Annotated in this window: 17 protein-coding genes; 6 read left to right on the forward strand and 11 right to left on the reverse strand. The window is 70.9% G+C overall.

The genetic code is table 11. The annotated features are described in order from the left end of the window. Nucleotides 1–101: 101 nt before the first annotated feature. Both AB0H78_RS10180 and AB0H78_RS10185 read right to left on the reverse strand, forming a co-directional pair. A complete protein-coding gene (locus AB0H78_RS10180) occupies nucleotides 102–389 on the reverse strand; it encodes a DUF3039 domain-containing protein (RefSeq protein ID WP_363233816.1) in 288 nt (95 codons plus the stop codon). A gap of 30 nt (nucleotides 390–419) precedes the next feature. Continuing rightward, complete coding sequence (locus AB0H78_RS10185; RefSeq protein WP_363234101.1) at nucleotides 420–980, reverse strand: YqgE/AlgH family protein; 561 nt, start codon at nucleotides 978–980, stop codon at nucleotides 420–422. 211 nt (nucleotides 981–1,191) lie between these two features. On the opposite strand from AB0H78_RS10185, the gene murA reads away from it, so the two are divergent. After that, on the forward strand, nucleotides 1,192–2,532 hold the full coding sequence (gene murA / locus AB0H78_RS10190; protein ID WP_363233817.1) for a UDP-N-acetylglucosamine 1-carboxyvinyltransferase: 1,341 nt from the start codon (nucleotides 1,192–1,194) through the stop codon (nucleotides 2,530–2,532). A gap of 89 nt (nucleotides 2,533–2,621) precedes the next feature. On the opposite strand, the gene AB0H78_RS10195 is transcribed toward murA, so the two are convergent. The 6 genes from AB0H78_RS10195 to AB0H78_RS10220 form a co-directional block, all read right to left on the reverse strand. Continuing rightward, nucleotides 2,622–2,903 (reverse strand): HU family DNA-binding protein, encoded by a 282-nt coding sequence (locus tag AB0H78_RS10195; RefSeq protein ID WP_003968811.1) that lies wholly within the window; start codon nucleotides 2,901–2,903, stop codon nucleotides 2,622–2,624. Between the two features lie 235 nt (nucleotides 2,904–3,138). Next, complete coding sequence (locus AB0H78_RS10200; RefSeq protein WP_363233818.1) at nucleotides 3,139–4,593, reverse strand: NAD-dependent malic enzyme; 1,455 nt, start codon at nucleotides 4,591–4,593, stop codon at nucleotides 3,139–3,141. A 362-nt stretch (nucleotides 4,594–4,955) separates the two neighbouring features. Beyond that, the gene (locus AB0H78_RS10205) at nucleotides 4,956–7,307 is read right to left on the reverse strand and encodes a UvrD-helicase domain-containing protein (RefSeq protein WP_363233819.1); all 2,352 of its coding nucleotides are present in this window, start codon (nucleotides 7,305–7,307) and stop codon (nucleotides 4,956–4,958) included. A gap of 66 nt (nucleotides 7,308–7,373) precedes the next feature. Further along, the gene (locus AB0H78_RS10210) at nucleotides 7,374–8,132 is read right to left on the reverse strand and encodes a zf-HC2 domain-containing protein (protein ID WP_363233820.1); all 759 of its coding nucleotides are present in this window, start codon (nucleotides 8,130–8,132) and stop codon (nucleotides 7,374–7,376) included. Then, nucleotides 8,129–8,692, reverse strand: a complete 564-nt coding sequence (locus AB0H78_RS10215; RefSeq protein WP_329117979.1) for a sigma-70 family RNA polymerase sigma factor — start codon at nucleotides 8,690–8,692, stop codon at nucleotides 8,129–8,131. Before AB0H78_RS10215 ends, AB0H78_RS10210 begins: the two co-directional genes overlap by 4 nt. An 88-nt stretch (nucleotides 8,693–8,780) precedes the next feature. Further along, entirely contained in the window at nucleotides 8,781–9,359 is a 579-nt protein-coding gene (locus AB0H78_RS10220; protein ID WP_363233821.1) for an ABATE domain-containing protein, read from the reverse strand. A gap of 116 nt (nucleotides 9,360–9,475) precedes the next feature. On the opposite strand from AB0H78_RS10220, the gene AB0H78_RS10225 reads away from it, so the two are divergent. Further along, nucleotides 9,476–10,261, forward strand: coding sequence for a MerR family transcriptional regulator (locus AB0H78_RS10225; RefSeq protein ID WP_363233822.1), 786 nt, complete (start codon nucleotides 9,476–9,478; stop codon nucleotides 10,259–10,261). Further along, the gene (locus tag AB0H78_RS10230) at nucleotides 10,258–10,452 is read left to right on the forward strand and encodes a hypothetical protein (RefSeq protein ID WP_363233823.1); all 195 of its coding nucleotides are present in this window, start codon (nucleotides 10,258–10,260) and stop codon (nucleotides 10,450–10,452) included. Before AB0H78_RS10225 ends, AB0H78_RS10230 begins: the two co-directional genes overlap by 4 nt. Here AB0H78_RS10230 and AB0H78_RS10235 read toward each other — a convergent pair. Then, nucleotides 10,403–10,954 carry a GNAT family protein gene (locus AB0H78_RS10235; protein WP_363233824.1) on the reverse strand — a complete coding sequence of 184 codons (552 nt, stop codon included), beginning with the start codon at nucleotides 10,952–10,954 and terminating at the stop codon, nucleotides 10,403–10,405. The genes AB0H78_RS10230 and AB0H78_RS10235 overlap by 50 nt on opposite strands. 36 nt (nucleotides 10,955–10,990) lie before the next feature. Here AB0H78_RS10235 and AB0H78_RS10240 point away from each other — a divergent pair, with 36 nt between their 5' ends. Together AB0H78_RS10240 and AB0H78_RS10245 are read left to right on the forward strand one after the other, a co-directional pair. Then, nucleotides 10,991–11,527 (forward strand): GNAT family N-acetyltransferase, encoded by a 537-nt coding sequence (locus AB0H78_RS10240; protein WP_363233825.1) that lies wholly within the window; start codon nucleotides 10,991–10,993, stop codon nucleotides 11,525–11,527. 62 nt (nucleotides 11,528–11,589) lie between these two features. Further along, nucleotides 11,590–14,802 carry a tetratricopeptide repeat protein gene (locus AB0H78_RS10245; RefSeq protein WP_363233826.1) on the forward strand — a complete coding sequence of 1,071 codons (3,213 nt, stop codon included), beginning with the start codon at nucleotides 11,590–11,592 and terminating at the stop codon, nucleotides 14,800–14,802. Nucleotides 14,803–14,866: 64 nt separating this feature from the next. Here the strand turns inward: AB0H78_RS10245 and AB0H78_RS10250 are convergent, their stop codons facing one another. Beyond that, nucleotides 14,867–15,097 (reverse strand): hypothetical protein, encoded by a 231-nt coding sequence (locus AB0H78_RS10250; protein ID WP_363233827.1) that lies wholly within the window; start codon nucleotides 15,095–15,097, stop codon nucleotides 14,867–14,869. Next, the gene (gene mca / locus AB0H78_RS10255) at nucleotides 15,090–15,971 is read right to left on the reverse strand and encodes a mycothiol conjugate amidase Mca (RefSeq protein WP_363233828.1); all 882 of its coding nucleotides are present in this window, start codon (nucleotides 15,969–15,971) and stop codon (nucleotides 15,090–15,092) included. Before mca ends, AB0H78_RS10250 begins: the two co-directional genes overlap by 8 nt. A gap of 114 nt (nucleotides 15,972–16,085) precedes the next feature. Between mca and AB0H78_RS10260 the strand changes: the two genes are divergently transcribed. Next, complete coding sequence (locus AB0H78_RS10260; RefSeq protein ID WP_363233829.1) at nucleotides 16,086–16,490, forward strand: DUF4307 domain-containing protein; 405 nt, start codon at nucleotides 16,086–16,088, stop codon at nucleotides 16,488–16,490. The last annotated feature ends 60 nt before the right edge of the window (nucleotides 16,491–16,550 follow it).

Genomic DNA, 16,550 nt, shown 5'->3' on the forward strand with positions numbered 1-16,550 from the left:
AGCGCCCTGTGCAACGCCGACGGCCCCCGCGGGGCGCGAAGGCGCGTCACGGGGGCCGTACGAAACCTGCTCGGGACCCGACCGCGGCCCCGGGGCCGGGACTACTTGTCCTTGCCGCCCTTGTCCTTGTCGCCGCCGCCGGCGCCCATGGACTCGTAGATCTCCTTGCACATGGGGCAGACCGGATACTTCTTCGGGTCGCGCCCCGGGACCCAGACCTTGCCGCACAGCGCGACGACGGGGGTGCCGTCGAGCGCGCTCGCCATGATCTTGTCCTTCTGGACGTAGTGCGCGAAGCGCTCGTGGTCGCCGTCACCGCTGGACACCTGTGGCGTCGGCTCTACGAGGGTCCCCGTACCTGCCCCGCGCTCGGGCTCAAGAGTGCTCATAACTGCCAAGGGTACTAAGCGTCCGGGGGTTCAGTTGAGCGACGGGTCGTCGGGGTACGTCGCGATCATCGCCAGGCCGCTGCGCTGGCGCCTCAGTACCGCCCGCCAGAGGCTCTCCGGGCGGGGTGAGGAGATGTCCCCGGGCTCGGAATCGACCACGTACCAGGCACCGTCCTCCAGCTCGCCCTCCAGCTGGCCGGGGCCCCAGCCCGCGTAACCGGCGAAGATCCGCAGTGAGCCCAGGGCGGCGACCAGCAGTTCGGGGGGAGTCTCCAGATCGACCAGGCCGATCGCCCCGAACACCCGCTTCCAGCCGAGGGGACCCGAGCCGCCGGGGATCACCGCCACACCGAGCGCCGAGTCCAGCGAGACCGGGCCGCCGCGGAAGACCACGCCGGGCTCCCCCGCGAGCGTCTCCCAGCCCTCCAGGATCGAGCCGACCTCCACCGGGGTGGGGTGGTTGAGGACGACACCGAGCGAGCCGTTGCCGTCGTGGTCGAGGAGCAGCACCACGGCGCGGTCGAAGTTCGGGTCCGCCAGGGCAGGCGTGGCCACGAGCAGCCGCCCGGTGAGCGAGGACACCTCCGTCATGGCAGACATGATCCCGCATCTTCGCCTTCCGCGGGGAGCGGTTCGGGGGCGCACCGGAGGCGCACACCGCCCGTGGCGGGCCCCGCACACAGCGTGCTGTAGCAAAGCCATGACATCAGGAGACCCCCCTTGGCCTTCCGTAGCGTGGGTAGTCGCCCCTTACCCTTGAAAGCTGTCCCCCCGTCCGTCCCCCTTCCGGAACGCGAGATTCATGACCGTCACCGACGATGTACTGCTTGTCCACGGCGGAACCCCGCTGGAGGGCGAGATCCGCGTGCGCGGCGCGAAGAACCTCGTGCCGAAGGCCATGGTCGCCGCCCTGCTGGGCAGCGGTCCGAGCCGGCTGCGCAATGTGCCCGACATCCGTGATGTGCGGGTCGTACGGGGCCTGCTGCAGCTGCATGGCGTGACGGTCCGCCCGGGTGAGGAGCCCGGCGAACTGGTCCTCGACCCGTCCCACGTCGAGTCCGCCAATGTCGCCGACATCGACGCCCACGCGGGGTCCTCGCGGATCCCGATCCTCTTCTGCGGCCCGCTGCTGCACCGGCTCGGCCACGCCTTCATCCCGGGCCTGGGCGGCTGCGACATCGGCGGCCGGCCGATCGACTTCCACTTCGAGGTGCTCCGCCAGTTCGGCGCGACCATCGAGAAGCGGGCGGACGGCCAGTACCTGGAGGCCCCGCAGCGGCTTCGCGGCTGCAAGATCCGGCTGCCGTACCCCTCGGTCGGCTCGACCGAGCAGGTGCTGCTGACGGCCGTACTGGCCGAAGGTGTGACGGAGCTCTCCAACGCGGCCGTGGAGCCGGAGATCGAAGACCTCATCTGCGTACTGCAGAAGATGGGCGCGATCATCTCCATGGACACCGACCGCACGATCCGCATCACCGGGGTCGACAAGCTCGACGGCTACACCCACCGCGCCCTCCCGGACCGCCTGGAGGCGGCCTCGTGGGCGTCGGCCGCGCTGGCGACCGAGGGCAACATCTACGTGCGCGGCGCCCAGCAGCGCTCGATGGTGACCTTCCTCAACACCTTCCGGAAGGTCGGCGGCGCCTTCGAGATCGACGACGAGGGCATCCGCTTCTGGCACCCGGGCGGCGCGCTCAACGCGATCGTCCTGGAGACGGACGTGCACCCCGGCTTCCAGACCGACTGGCAGCAGCCGCTCGTCGTCGCGCTGACGCAGGCCGCCGGCCTCTCCATCGTCCACGAGACGGTGTACGAGTCCCGGCTCGGATTCACCTCCGCGCTCAACCAGATGGGCGCACACATCCAGCTCTACCGCGAGTGCCTGGGCGGCTCGGACTGCCGCTTCGGCCAGCGCAACTTCCTGCACTCGGCGGTCGTGAGCGGCCCCACGAAGCTCCAGGGCGCGGATCTGGTCATCCCGGACCTGCGCGGCGGTTTCTCGTACCTGATCGCCGCTCTGGCCGCGCAGGGGACTTCGCGGGTGCACGGCATCGACCTGATCAACCGCGGCTACGAGAACTTCATGGACAAGCTCACGGAGCTCGGCGCGAAGGTGGAGCTGCCGGGCGGAGCGCTGGTCTAGGGGACCGGGGGCCTCGCCCCCGCTCCGTACGCACGCCGAAGGGCGGCCACCCGGCAGGGTGGCCGCCCTTCGTGTTGCTGCTAGGGAACTTACTTACCCTTGGCGGCTTCCTTGAGCTTCGAGCCCGCGGAGACCTTCACGCTGTAGCCGGCCGGGATGTTGATCGGGTCGCCGGTCTGCGGGTTACGAGCGGTGCGAGCGGCACGGTGCGTGCGCTCGAAGGTCAGGAAGCCGGGGATGGTGACCTTCTCGTCGCCCTTGGCGACGATCTCGCCGACGGTCTCGGCGAGCGCGGCCAGAACGGCGTCGGCGTCCTTGCGGGTGACCTCGGCACGGTCGGCCAGGGCGGCCACCAGCTCACTGCGGTTCATGTTTGTACTCCCGTGTTCTTCTTGCCTGTAAGGCGTGAGATCGAAGCCGATGCTGCCAGGGCCCTAGGACAGTCCCCGGACCCGGGTCTGACGTCAGACCCTCGCGCCCGATTACGCATCCTGCCCCCACCAGCGGCGGGAAAGCCAATCCGGCTCGGACTGCCGGGCGCCTGGGCTCATTGCCCGCCACCCTAAAGGTGGGTTTGCGGCGCCGCGTCGTGCGACGCGCCGGGCGTCAGGCGGACGTAGGGCTTGTCACAGCCCCGGTGCCCGCGGTCGCGCCCGCACCGGCCGCCTTGGCGGCCGTACGCACCGCCCCCGCGACCGCTCCCGCGACCTTGTCGTTGAAGACGGAGGGGATGATGTAGTTCGCGTTGAGCTCGTCCTCGGCGACGACGTCCGCCAGGGCGCCCGCGGCGGCGAGCATCATCTCCGTGTTGACGGTGCGCGACTGGGCGTCCAGGAGGCCTCGGAAGACACCCGGGAAGACCAGCACGTTGTTGATCTGGTTGGGGAAGTCGGAGCGGCCCGTGGCCACAACTGCCGCCGTCTGGCGGGCGATCGACGGGTCGACCTCGGGGTCGGGGTTCGCAAGTGCGAAGACGATGGAACCCTCCGCCATGGCCGCGACGTCGTTCCCGTCGAGGACGTTCGGGGCCGAGACGCCGATGAAGACGTCCGCGCCGACGACGGCCTCCTTGAGGGTGCCGCGGGCGCCTTCGGGGTTGGTGTTGTCGGCGATCCAGCGCAGCGCCGAGCCGGGGGCCGCGTCGACGAGGTCCTCGCGGTCCGCGTGCACCACGCCGTGGATGTCGGCGACGACGGCGTGCTTGACGCCGGCCGCGATGAGGAGCTTGAGGATGGCCGTACCGGCCGCTCCCGCGCCCGACATGACGACCTTCACGTCCCCAATTCCCTTGCCCACCACGCGCAGTGCGTTGGTGAGGGAGGCGAGGACGACGATCGCGGTGCCGTGCTGGTCGTCGTGGAAGACGGGGATGTCCAGGGCCTCGCGCAGCCGTGCCTCGATCTCGAAGCAGCGGGGTGCGGAGATGTCCTCGAGGTTGATTCCGGCGAAGCCGGGGGCGATCGCCTTGACGATGGCGACGATTTCGTCGCTGTCCTGGGTGTCCAGGCAGATCGGCCATGCGTCGATGCCGGCGAAGCGCTTGAAGAGGGCCGCCTTGCCCTCCATGACGGGCAGTGCGGCCATCGGGCCGATGTTGCCGAGACCGAGCACCGCGGAGCCGTCCGTCACCACTGCAACGGAGTTGCGCTTGATGGTGAGGCGGCGTGCGTCCTCGGGGTTCTCGGCGATCGCCATGCAGACCCGGGCGACGCCCGGGGTGTAGATCATGGAGAGGTCGTCACGGTTGCGGATGGGGTGCTTGGACGCCATCTCGATCTTGCCGCCGAGGTGCATCAGGAACGTACGGTCGGAGACCTTGCCGACCTCGACGCCCTCGACCGAGCGGAGCTTGTCGACGATCTCGTCCGCGTGCGAGGTGGAACTCGCCGCGATGGTGACGTCGATACGCAGCTTCTCGTGGCCCGAAGCGGTCACGTCGAGGCCCGTGACGGAGCCTCCGGAGGACTCGACGACCGTGGTGAGCTGGCTGACCGCGGTCCCGCTCGCGGGGACCTCCAGTCGTGCCGTCATCGAGTACGAGACGCTGGGCGCCGTTGCCATGGCCGACTTCCTCTTCCGTTGAGCTTCTTTGCTGCTGTCCGATGGTCGCACCTACCTGCCGGTAGCAGGTAATGGGGCGGCTTGTTTCGGAAAGAGTTTTCCACCATACGAGAAGTCGGGGTGAAACAGAAGAGGCCCCCCTCAGATGAGGAAGGCCTCTCCCTTGTTCGTTCAGCGACACCGGCCCGCCATGCTCGCCTCGCGGCAAGTGGTCGCTCTAAGCGACGAAGGTTGGGCCCGGGGGCTTGGATCGAGCCGGTGTCACACCCAGGCTAACAAACACCCCCAGGAAGTGATTCCCGCATCGCAGATTGACCGCCAAACGGCCCTGTTCCGCCCTGTTCCGCTACATTCCGCCCTGCTCAGTCCCGCAGAAGGTCGGGCACGCCGTCCTCGTCGGGCTCGTCACGTGCGGCCGAGACCACGGTCAACTGCTGGGTGGCGCGCGTCAACGCCACGTACAGCACCCGCAGTCCGGCCGGCGACTCGTCCGCGATCTCCGCGGGCGAGACGACCACCGTGGCGTCGTACTCCAGGCCCTTCGCCTCCAGGCTGCCGAGCGCCACGACCCGGTCCCCCAGGTCCGCCAGCCACTTGCGCGCCTGCTCCCTGCGGTTCATCGCGACGACCACACCGACCGTGCCGTCCACCTGGTCGAGAAGGCGCTCCGCCTCCTCGCGCACGGATGCGGCGAGGTCCCCGCCCCGTACGACCGAGAACCTCGGGCGCACGCCCGTCGAGCGGACCGCCGACGGGGACTCCATGCCCGGCATCGCGAGCTTGAGCACCTTGGCCGCGAGCTCCGCGATCTCGGCGGGGTTGCGGTAGTTGACGGTGAGGGTGAAGCGGCGGCGGGGGCGGCTGCCGAGCGCCTCGTCGCGGGCCTCGGCCGCCTCGTCGGGGTACGACCAGGACGACTGGGCCGCGTCCCCGACGATCGTCCAGGTCGCCTGGCGGCCGCGGCGGCCGACCATCCGCCACTGCATCGGCGTGAGGTCCTGCGCCTCGTCGACGATGACGTGCGCGTACTCGGTGCGCTCCTGGGCGAGCCGCTCGGCCCGCTCCCACTGGGTCTCCTCGCGCTGCGGCATGAGCTCTTCGAGCCCGGTCAGCGCGTCCAGCGGGTCGTACTCACGCTTCTTCTTCGGCTTGTGCGGGGTGCCGAGCAGCGTCTGCAGTTCGTCGAGGAGCGCGACGTCGTGCACGGAGAGGGCTTCACGCTTGAGAGCGCGGGCCAGTTGGCGGACCTCGCGCGGGTTCAGCACCCGCCGCGCCCAGCGGCCCAGCCTGCGCTCGTCGGCCATCGCGGTGAGCACACCGCGCGGGGTGAGCTCGGGCCACCAGGCGTCGAGGAAGGCGAGGAAGCTGTCCTCGGTCGAGACCTCGTCGTCGAAGGTGGAGCGGAGCTCGGCGAGCAGTTCGGGGTCGCTGTAGCGGCCGCGGCCGCTGGACCTGGACCACAGCGCGTCCAGCAGGAGCTTGCGGGCGCGCGGGCGCAGGAGGTTGACCGGGGCGGTGCCGCCGAGGACGTTGTGGCGGATGCGCTGGAGGTCGTCCGCCTCCAGTTCGACGCGGGCGCCGAAAGCCACCACACGCAGCCGGTTGACGGCACTGGGCGCCGTCTCCCCGCCCCCGAACGACAGTTGCCCATGGTCGGGTGCGGCCGGCGCGCGCTCGCCCTCCAGCGCCCCCCTGGCGGCCTTGCGCAGCACCGCGAGCATCCGGGACGAGCCCTTGATGCGGGCGATGGACGGTTCGTCGTACGCGGTCGCCTCCGCGCCGTCCACCAGCGAGCCGAGCGCGCGGATCGCGACCTGCCCCTCCTCGCCGAGCGAGGGGAGCACGCCTTCGGTGTACGAGACCAGGAGCGGCGTCGGGGAGACGATCAGGATGCCGCCCGAGTAGCGCCTGCGGTCCTGGTAGAGGAGGTACGCGGCCCGGTGCAGCGCCACTGCCGTCTTGCCCGTACCGGGACCGCCCGAGACCTCGGTGACCGAGGCCGCGGGGGCCCTGATCACCAGGTCCTGCTCGGCCTGGATGGAGGAGACGATGTCGCGCATGGTGTGGCTGCGGGCCTGGCCGAGCGCGGCCATCAGCGCGCCGTCGCCGATCGCGGGGAGCTCCCGGCCCTCCAGGGTCGCCTTGAGCTGCGGGCGCATCAGGTCGTCCTCCACGCCGAGGACCTGGCGGCCCTTGGAGCGGATGACCCGGCGTCGTACGACACGACCCGGATCGACTGGCGTCGAGCGGTAGAAGGGGGCCGCGGCCGGGGCACGCCAGTCGATGACCAGCGGCGCGTAGTCGGAGTCCAGGACCCCGATGCGGCCGATGTGCAGCGTCTCGGCGATCTCGGCCGTGTCGTCGGGACGGATCGCGTCGTCGGCGGGCTCGACGGAGGTGAACGCGCCGTCCGCGCCCTTCTCGCCGTCCTTGCCCTGGAGCAGGTCGATGCGTCCGAAGAGGAAATCCTCGAACTCGTTGTTGAGGCGGTTGAGGTGGATGCCGGCCCGGAAGACCTGCGCATCCCGCTCGGCCAGCGCGCCCGGCGTGCCGACATGGCCGCGCTGGGCGGCGTCGTGCATCAGGAACTCCGCCTCGTGGATCTTCTCCTCGAGGCGCCGGTACACCTGGTCGAGGTGGTCCTGCTCGATACCGATCTCGCGGTCTCTGACCGAGTCGCTGACCGAGTCGACAGCGGCGTCCTGCGCGGCCACTGAGGCCCCCTTCTGACGTGCATTCGGGCGACCGTCAACCTTACGCGAAGGGAAGCGCAATCACAGCTATGCAGGTACGTCGAGCAACTTCTTGCCGTCCAGGGTCGCGACCTCGAAGTGGTCGATGTCGGAGGGACTCATCGCCGCACCGCCATGGACGTACAGGGGATACCGGGCCGCCTCGTGGGGGCTGTCCGCGATTCCGTACCCCCACTTCGGGACGGACCAGGTGGTGACCGTCTCGCGTTCGCCGCTCTTGGAGACGGCGATCAGGGAGCACTTGAGCGGGCCCTGGACGTTTTTCAGTTCGAGGACGGCGTGCGTGCCCCAGGGCTTGGCCTCGGTGCCGACCGTCGCGGAGACCTTCGTGGCCGGGTTCGTGGCCGACGCCTTGGCGAGCATGCCGCTGAAGAAGGCGTCCTGGGCGGGGCTGGTGGAGTGCGGGTGGGCGGAGGTGCTGGTGCCGTTGCCGCCCGACGTGGCCACCACCGCGATCGCGGGCCCGCCGATGACCAGGGCAGCGGCGGCCGCCACCAGGTACATCGTGCGGCGCTTGCGCTTCGCGCGCTGGGCCGCGACCTCGTCGACCAGGTGGTCGAGCAGCTGCGGGGGTACGGGGCGCTCGGCCTGCGGCGCGGGTCCGGGGAACTCCGCCAGCTGCGACAGCATCGGCTCCATGCCCGCCAGGTCGTCGAGCTCGGCCGCGCAGATCTCGCAGCCCGCCAGATGCGCCTCGAAGGCGGTGGCCTCGGCGTCGTCGAGGATGCCGAGGACGTACGCGCCCACGGCGTCGTGGACCGACTCGGGCTCGTGCTGGGTCGTCATGCCGTCACCCCCCTCTCCTCCAGTGCGAGCTTCATCGAGCGCAGTGCGTAGAAGACCCGGGACCGCACGGTCCCGGCGGGAATGCCGAGTGCCTCGGCCGCCTCATTGACCGTACGCCCTTTGAAGTACGTCTCCACAAGTGCCTCCCGGTGGGCGGGAGTCAGGTCGTCGAGCGCATCCGAGAGCGTCATCAGCCACAACGCCTTGTCGATCTCGTCCTCCGCGGGCATGACCTCCAGCGGCGACGGTTCGACCTCCTGCGGCCGGGACTGCCGGCTGCGGTGGTTGTCGATGACGATGCGCCTTGCGACCGTCACCAGCCAGGGTCGGACAGAGCCGGTGGCCCGGTTGAGCTGGCCGGCGTTCTTCCAGGCACGGATGAGCGTCTCCTGCACGACGTCCTCGGCGCGCTGGCGGTCGCCGGCGACGAGTCGGATGACGTACGCGAGAAGCGGTCCAGCATGCTCGCGGTAGAGCGCCCGCATCAGCTCCTCGTCGGGCACGGAGCGATGACGGGCCCCCGACGGACGGTCATCGGCCACGGCCGCATCCTTGCGCACCTGAACCTCCCGGTCGAGCCCCTGTCCGGCTCCTTGGTCTCTTGTACGGGGGGCTGCCCGGAATCATTCAACGGCTGGCCGGATTTCTTTACGCCTGTGCGCCGACGGCGGCGCGGCGGCGGTGCCTGGCCACCCTTTCCCTGTTGCCGCACACCTCGCTGGAGCACCAGCGGCGGCGGCGCCCCCGGGAGGTGTCGAGATAGAGGCGGGCGCAGTTGTCGCCCTCGCACTGGCGGAGCAGGGCGCGGGCGGCCGGGTCGGTGAGGAGGTCGACCGTGTCGCGGGCGACCACCGCGAGGAGGGCGTCGCGGGGCGGGGCCGCGGCGAAGGTCTTGGCCAGGGTGCCGTCGGGGCGGCGTACGGCCTTGAGGGCGGGGGGTGAGCCCGAGGCGTAGGCGTTGACCCGGTCCAGGGCCGCCTCCGCGGGGCGGCCCGCGATCTCGGCCCTGACCAACTGCCTGACGTACTCGCGGAGTTCGATGAAACCGGACAGCCAGGCAAGGTCGGCGGGAAGGGTGGTGTCGGGCGGGACCAGACCGGCCCCCGCGAGCCAGGCGGTGAGGCGTTCGCCGCAGTCGAGCTGTTCTGCGGGATACACCCCTGTCGCCACCAGGTCCAGGCAGATGCGCCCGGAGTCGAACCTCAACTCGTACGCGTACGAACCCATACCTCTTACAGTGCCCAAAGCGCGGCCGGGCCGGAACCCCTGCTACCGCCTTCGGGGGCATACGGAAGCGCACGGGGGCTTGAACCTCACGTCGCGTGAGGATGCATCGTGGACCCATGAGCACTTCTGGAGCCCCCGGAACGTCCGGATGCATGACGTGGAAGGTCGGACCGCTGGCCGAGGCCAGTGGTCTCACGGTGCGCACCCTGCACCACTGGGACACCATCGGGCTGCTCTCGCCCTCGCAGCGGACGGCGGGCGGGCACCGTGAGTACACCGAGGACGATGCGGCCCGGCTGTATCAGGTCCTCGCGCTGCGGAGCCTGGGCCTCGGCCTGGAATCGATCGCCCTGTGCCTGGACGCCGGCGTCGATCCCGTACAGCTGATCGGGGACCATCTGACCGGTGTCGAGGCGGAGTTGGCGGAGCTCGGCGCGCTGCGGGAGCGGCTGCTGCGGCTGCGCGGGGAGCTGTCGACGGGGGCGCTGATGGACACCCTCGAAGCGATGGGAGCGGCGGGACCGGAGCGCGATCGGGTGCTGCGGCGGCATCTCGACGAGGAGCAGCTGGCGGCGATGGCGGCGCAGGGCGCCCGACTGGGGCCGGGCGCACGCTACTTGCTGGAAGTGGAGTGGCCCGAGCTGTACCGGCGCGCCGAGGCGCTGCGGGTGGGCGGGGCCGCGCCCGGTGACGCGCGCGTGCTGAAGATCGTCGCCCGGATGGACGAGCTGGGGGCGCTCTTCAGCGGGGGCGACTCCACGGCGTCCGGCGGCGTACGGGCGGCCTGGCGGGACGACCCGGCCGCGATGTCGGGCGACGCAGGTGCGCCCGCGCAGGAATGGCGCGAGCTGGCGGACTTTCTGGACGAGGCGCGGAAACGGCATGGAGGTACGGCGTCATGAACACCTTGAACCGCAGGAACCGGGCGGGCATCGCCCTGCTCTCGGTCGTCCCCCTGCTCGTGGTCGCGGCGATCGCGCTGCCGTGGGGAGTGCTGCCGGGGGTGCTGATCGCGCTCGCCGTCCTGGCGGCCGTCACCTTCTTCAGTACAGGACTCTCTGGAAGAGGTGGTGGTCGCGCCAGGCGCCGTTGATGCTGAGATAGCGGGGCGCCGTGCCGATCTGCTCGAACCCGCACTTGGCGAGGACCCGCTGGGAGGCGGCGTTCTCCAGCAGCGTGCTCGCCTCGATGCGGTGCAGGCCGAGATTGTCGCGGGCGACGCGGCAGACCGCTTCGACGGCGGCGGTGGCCAGGCCTCTTCCGGTCTCCTCGCCGTCCAGCCAGTAGCCGAGGCTGGCGCTGCAGAAGGGCCCCATGACGAGGTTGGTGAGCGTGATGCCGCCGATGATGCGCCCGGGGTCGGCGTCGTCGGTGAACATCCAGGGCACCACGCGCCCGCCGTCGCGGTCGGCCAGGATCCCTGCCAGGCGCGCCAGTTGGCCCTCGTACGTGAAGAAGGCCTCGGGGCGGACGGGCTCCCAGGGGCGCAGGTGCTCGCGGTTGCGGCGGTACGCCTCGGCGAGCGGGGTGGCATCGGCGAGGGCCATCGGACGCAGGCACACGCCGTCGCGGAGCGGAAGATTGTCGGCGATCATCCCGGCACCGTAACGCGTCCGTCGTACGGTGATCCGGTGAACAGCGATGCGATATCCGTGACTCTGCACGCCCCCGGCCTGCTGCTGCGCCCCTGGGAGGACGGCGATCTGGGCGCGGTCGTCGCCGCGTACAGCGATCCGGCGCATGTGCGCTGGCTGGATTCGCAGATCGCGGACGAGGCGGACGGCCGGAAGTGGCTGGCGGATCAGCACGCCGGACGGGTCAGCGGAAAGCTCCTGAGTTTCGCCGTGATCGGTACGGGCGAAGGGCAGTTGGCCGGGTGCATGGTGCTCAAGCGCCCCGATCCGGCGGGGACCGTCGGCGAGATCGGCTACTGGACTGTCGCCGCCGCACGCGGGCGCGGGGTGGCGGCGGCCGCCGTGGAGGCGGTGGCGCAGTGGGCGTACGGCACCCTCGGCCTCGCACGGCTCGACATCCTGCACACCGTCGGCAACGAAGCCTCCTGCCGCGTCGCCGAGAAGGCGGGCTTCGCCTTCGCGGAAATCCTGCCCGCGACACCGCCCTGGCCGCACGACGGGCACCGGCACATCCGCCACGCTCCCTCGCGCTGACGCGCGTCACGCAGGACACTTGTCGCGGAACCATTGCATTGCCACGCGAAGGGGGACTGCACATGCGGGAGGGCCACCGGGCCGAAGCCGAGCGGCTGTTGGCGCGCGCCGTGGAGGAGGAGTCGCGCCGCTCCGGCGGCCGGGCCGACACGGGGACGCTGCTGGCGCGGGGTCGGGCGGCGCTGGACTCGCTCGCCGCGAGTTCGGCCGAGGAGTACGCCGCGTACACCCAGGCGCTGGACACCGCTGCGGCCGAAGCGCATCCGCTCTCCGAGCGATTCAGCAAGAAGAACGTGGCAACTCCCGCCGTGGTGACGGTCGTTGCGGCCGTGGCCGCCTTCGGATCCGACATCGTCTTCGGTACGCCGGCGGGCACCGCACTGGGCACCGGCGTCGTCGTCGCGGTCGCCGGGGCCGCTGCCACCGTCGCCAAGGTGACCGCATCGCACTGGCCGGCCGCGCACGCCAGGGCCGGGGCGGCCGGACAGCCGGGCGGGGCCGAGCAGTTGAGGCTGCAGTGGCTGACCGCGCTGGAGGTACGGGGCATCCGCCCGTATCTGGACCAGCAGCGGATGCTGGCCACCCCGAAGAAGAAGACCTCCACCGTCTCCGTACCGCCGCAGCTGCGCGGCACGGACAAGAGCGCGGCGGCGCGCAGGCGGTCCGTACTGGAACAGTCCTTCGAGCAGCTCCCGCTCTCCGAGGGCCCGTTCGCCGGCCGGCGCGCCGAGCTGGCGCAGATCGCCCAGTGGGTGCACGCGGCGCGCGCCTCCACCGAGACCCGGCCTACGGTCGTCGTGCTGCACGGGGTCGACGGGTCGGGGCGCACCACTCTGGCCGTACAGGCGGCGCATCAGCTCAGGGACCAGTTCCGCGGGGCGTGCGTGGTCGACCTGCGCGGGGAGGCGCCGGGCGAGGAGCCGCTGTCGACGCGGGACGCGCTGCTGCATCTGCTGAATCGTCTCGGCGCACCGCGCGAGCAGCTGCTCTTCCGTGAACGGTCCTCCCCCGAACAGCAGTTGCGGCGCCTCAACGACCTCTACCGCCAGCATCTGACCGGACTCCCCGTCACGGTGGTGCTCGACGACGCGAACGATGCCGCGCAGGTCCACACGCTCGTCCCCGAGCGCTCGGACAGCCTGGTCCTGGTCACCGCGCGCGAGCCCATCGCACTGCCGGCCGACCTCCCCGCCTGGGTGCACCAGCTGCCGGTCCAGGCGCTGGGCGCGGCGGGCGCGGAGGCGCTGCTGCGGGAGGCGGCGGAGGAGCCCGAGTCGCCGTACGACAGCGAATCCACGGACGCCGTACGGGAGTTGTGCGCAGGCCTGCCGCTCGCCCTGCGCGTCGCCGGGTCCGCGATCGGACCTCGTACGACCCGCACCCTGGCCGCCGACCTGGCCGCGTACGGTCCCGTCCCGCCCATCGAGCGCGCCCTGTGGCTGCGCTACAGCGACCAGTCCGAGCAGGGCCGCCGCCTGCTGCGCCGCCTCGCGCTCGCCGGCCGGGCCTCCCTCGGGGCGGCGGCTGCGGCGGCCCTGCTCGCCACCGACGAGCAGGAGGCCAAGCGCCTCCTCGACCACCTCGCCCGCACCGGTCTGGTCGACAACGTACGCGGCAGCCGCTACCGCCTCCACGACACCGTGCGCACCTTCGCCCAGGCCCGCCTGGTCGACGAGGAGGAACCGGCCGAGCGGACCGCGGCGCAGGAGCGGCTGATCCAGTCCTACGCCGAGCTGGCCGACTCCGTGATCCGCCTCGTCGACGGCCAACTCTCCACCAGGGCGGGCAAGTTCGGCTCGCACGGCTTCACCTCCCTCGATGCCGCACTGGCCTGGCTCGACGAGGAGTCGAGCTTCATCACCTCGGCCCTGCGCCAGGCCGAGGGCGTCGACCAGGACGTGGTCCTGCACCTTCTGGGCGCCCTCTGCGACTACTGCCTGTTGCGCGGCGACCTCTACCGCCTGGGCGAGATCAGCGAGTTGACGCAGGCCGTCGGCCAGGGACTCCTCGTCCGGTCGGTCCAGTGGCGCACCGGTATCGCGGCCCGCCAGCTCGGCGAGCTCGACGAGGCGCGCACCACCCTCACCTCGGTGGTCGACCTCTATCGGGAGGCGCACCACGACGCGGGCGAGGCTCTCGCGCTCTGCTCGCTCGGCATCACCCTGCACCACCAGGGCAACCTCACCGAGGCCGCCGTACGACTCCGCGAAGCCCTCACCCTCCAGACCCCTGCGTCCCTGGCCGCCGACCGCGCCTGGACCCTGCACGCGCTGGCCGCCGTGGAACGCGACCGCGGCAACATCGCCGAGGCCCTGACCCTGCTCGCCACCTCCCTCGCGCTCCACCAGGACAACGACTCCCCGCACGGCGAGGCCTGGGCGCACTTCCAGCTCGGCCAGACCTGTCTGCGCATGGGGGATGTGAACCGCGCCGAGGACGAGCTGCGCATCGCGCTCGACGGGTACGGACAGACCCGCGACGGCCGCGGCGAGGCCTGGGCGATGACCCAGCTGGCCAGGGCCCGCCTGGTCGACGGCGACCCGGGAGCTGCGGTCGACCAGCTGCGCGGCGCGCTCTCGCGCCACCGCGACAACGAGGACGCGCGCGGCGAGGCCTGGACCCTGTACTACCTGGGCCAGGCCCTGGAGGAGCGCGGCGACCGCGACCAGTCGGTACGCGAACTGGAGCGCGCCCGCGGGATGTTCTCCCGGATGCGCGACGTGTACGGCCTGGCCTGCGCCCGCCACCACTCGGGCCGCGTCACCCGCGACCAGCGGGCCGCCCAGACCGGCAACCTCCGCAATTCGGGCTTCGCCCGCCAGCTCCTGGTCGACGCCCGCAACGACTTCCACCGCATCGGCAACGCCCACGGCGAGGCCTGGACCTGCCTGGAACTCGCGATGATCGACGCGGGCAACGCACGCGCCGCCCAGGCGCTCGCCCTCTGCGAGGAGGCGACGGCACTCTTCGCGGCGTACGACGACAAGCGGGGCGGCGACTGGGCCCGCTTCCTGCGCTGCACCCTGCTGCCGTACGCCTCGCCGGGCGGCTCGGAGATCGGCACGGCGGTCGCCGAACAGGAGCTGGCGGACCTGATCCGCTCCACGCACCCCACCCGCGACGGCAAGCTGGAGGACTGCGCGGACGCGTACGCCCTGGTGCTGGGCCGGGGCGTGGCCCTGGAGGACGGCTGGCAGGCCTGGCGCCTGGGCATGGTCCCGAACCGGCACGCGCGCGAGGTCATGGGTGTGCCGGTGACGGTGGTGCCGCACTGATCCGCTGCCCCGCGGGGGTGGTCTCCCCCGCGGGGGTGGTCTCCCCCGCGGGGCAGCGGTCAGGTCACTTCTGCTGGGGCTCGGCGGCGGGTGCCGCGTCCGGGTCCGGGGCCTCCTCGAAGGCGACCTTGCCCATGTGGCGGTTCATCGACTTCATCAGCAGCCAGGTGCCGACGGCCAGCACCGCGAAGACGATGAAGCCGAGGACGCCCGGGGTCACCTTGCTGTCGTCGACCTCCTTCGCGAGAGGGACGAGATGCGTCAGTGCTGCATAGCTAGCGCTCATGTCAGCCATTGTCGCGGATGCCCGCGAAGAGGTCGTCCTCGGGGAGGGAAGTGTCCACGAGCGACTTCGCCAGCTCGTACTCCTCCGTCGGCCAGACCTCCCGCTGGATGTCCATCGGAACGCGGAACCAGCCGCCGTCGGGGTCGATCTGCGTGGCGTGCGCGATCAGCGCCTTGTCGCGGATCTCGTAGAAGTCGGCGCAGGGAACGTGCGTGGTCAGCGTCCGCTCGGCGCGCTCGAACTCCTCCCAGCGCTTCAGCCAGTCGCCGTACGGGGACTCCATGCCGCGCGCGAGCAGCGCCTCGTGCAGGGCGATGGTGCGCGGCTTGTTGAAGCCCTGGTTGTAGTAGAGCTTCTGCGGCTGGTAGGCCGGGCCGAACTCCGCCTCGGGGAACTTCTCCGTGTCCGCCGCACCATCGAACGCCACCATCGAGATCTTGTGGGTCATGATGTGGTCGGGGTGCGGGTAGCCGCCGTTCTCGTCGTACGTGGTGATGGCCTGCGGCCGGAACTCACGGATCAGCTTCACCAGCCGGCCCGCCGCCACATCGACGTCCTCCAGCGCGAAGCAGCCCTCGGGCAGCGGCGGCAGCGGGTCGCCCTCGGGCAGGCCCGAGTCGACGAAGCCGAGCCAGGACTGCTTGACGCCGAGGATCTCGCGGGCCTCGTCCATCTCCTTCTTGCGTACCTCGTGGATGTGCTCCTCGATGTACTTGTCGCCCTGGAGCTTGGGATTGAGGATGGAGCCGCGCTCGCCTCCTGTGCAGGTCACGACCAGCACGTCCACCCCCTCGGACACGTACTTGGCCATGGTGGCCGCGCCCTTGGACGACTCGTCGTCCGGGTGGGCGTGAACGGCCATCAGTCGCAGCTGCTCAGTCAAGACAGGATCCTCGTAAGATTCGGCGCCCTCGGTGATTCGGCGCATCGGGCGGCTTCTATAGTGACCGAATCGGGGGACAGAAAATTCCTGGGCCCCCGTACTGGAGGAACGATCATGACGGCGGTACGCGAAGAGCTCCCCGAGGGCCGTTACGGGCGCTCCGCGGACGAGCGCGCGGACCACAAGCTCAAGATCGTCGGGGCGGTGCTCGGCGTCCTGGTGCTGGCCGTCGTCGGCTGGATCGGTTACGACTACATCTCCGGCAAGTCGGCCCTGAACGCCCAGGTCGTCACCTTCGACATCCCCTCGAAGGACAAGGTGACCATGGGTCTGGACGTCAACAAGGACACCGGGACCGCGGGCACCTGCACCGTGCGCGCCCTGGACGAGGACCACAACGAGGTCGGCCGCAAGGACATCGCCTTCGCCAAGGGGCAGTCCGTGTCCCACATCACGGTGGAGCTGCGGACCACGTCAAAGGCCAGCAGCGCGGAACTGGTCAGCTGCCAGACCGGCTGATCGCTGCCGCTCCTGACGGGGTCCTGACGTACTTCCTCTATTCGGTCCTCCCCCTTCCTC

The sequence above is a fragment of the Streptomyces sp. NPDC050738 genome, from assembly GCF_040654175.1.
In the GTDB taxonomy this organism is placed as follows: domain Bacteria; phylum Actinomycetota; class Actinomycetes; order Streptomycetales; family Streptomycetaceae; genus Streptomyces.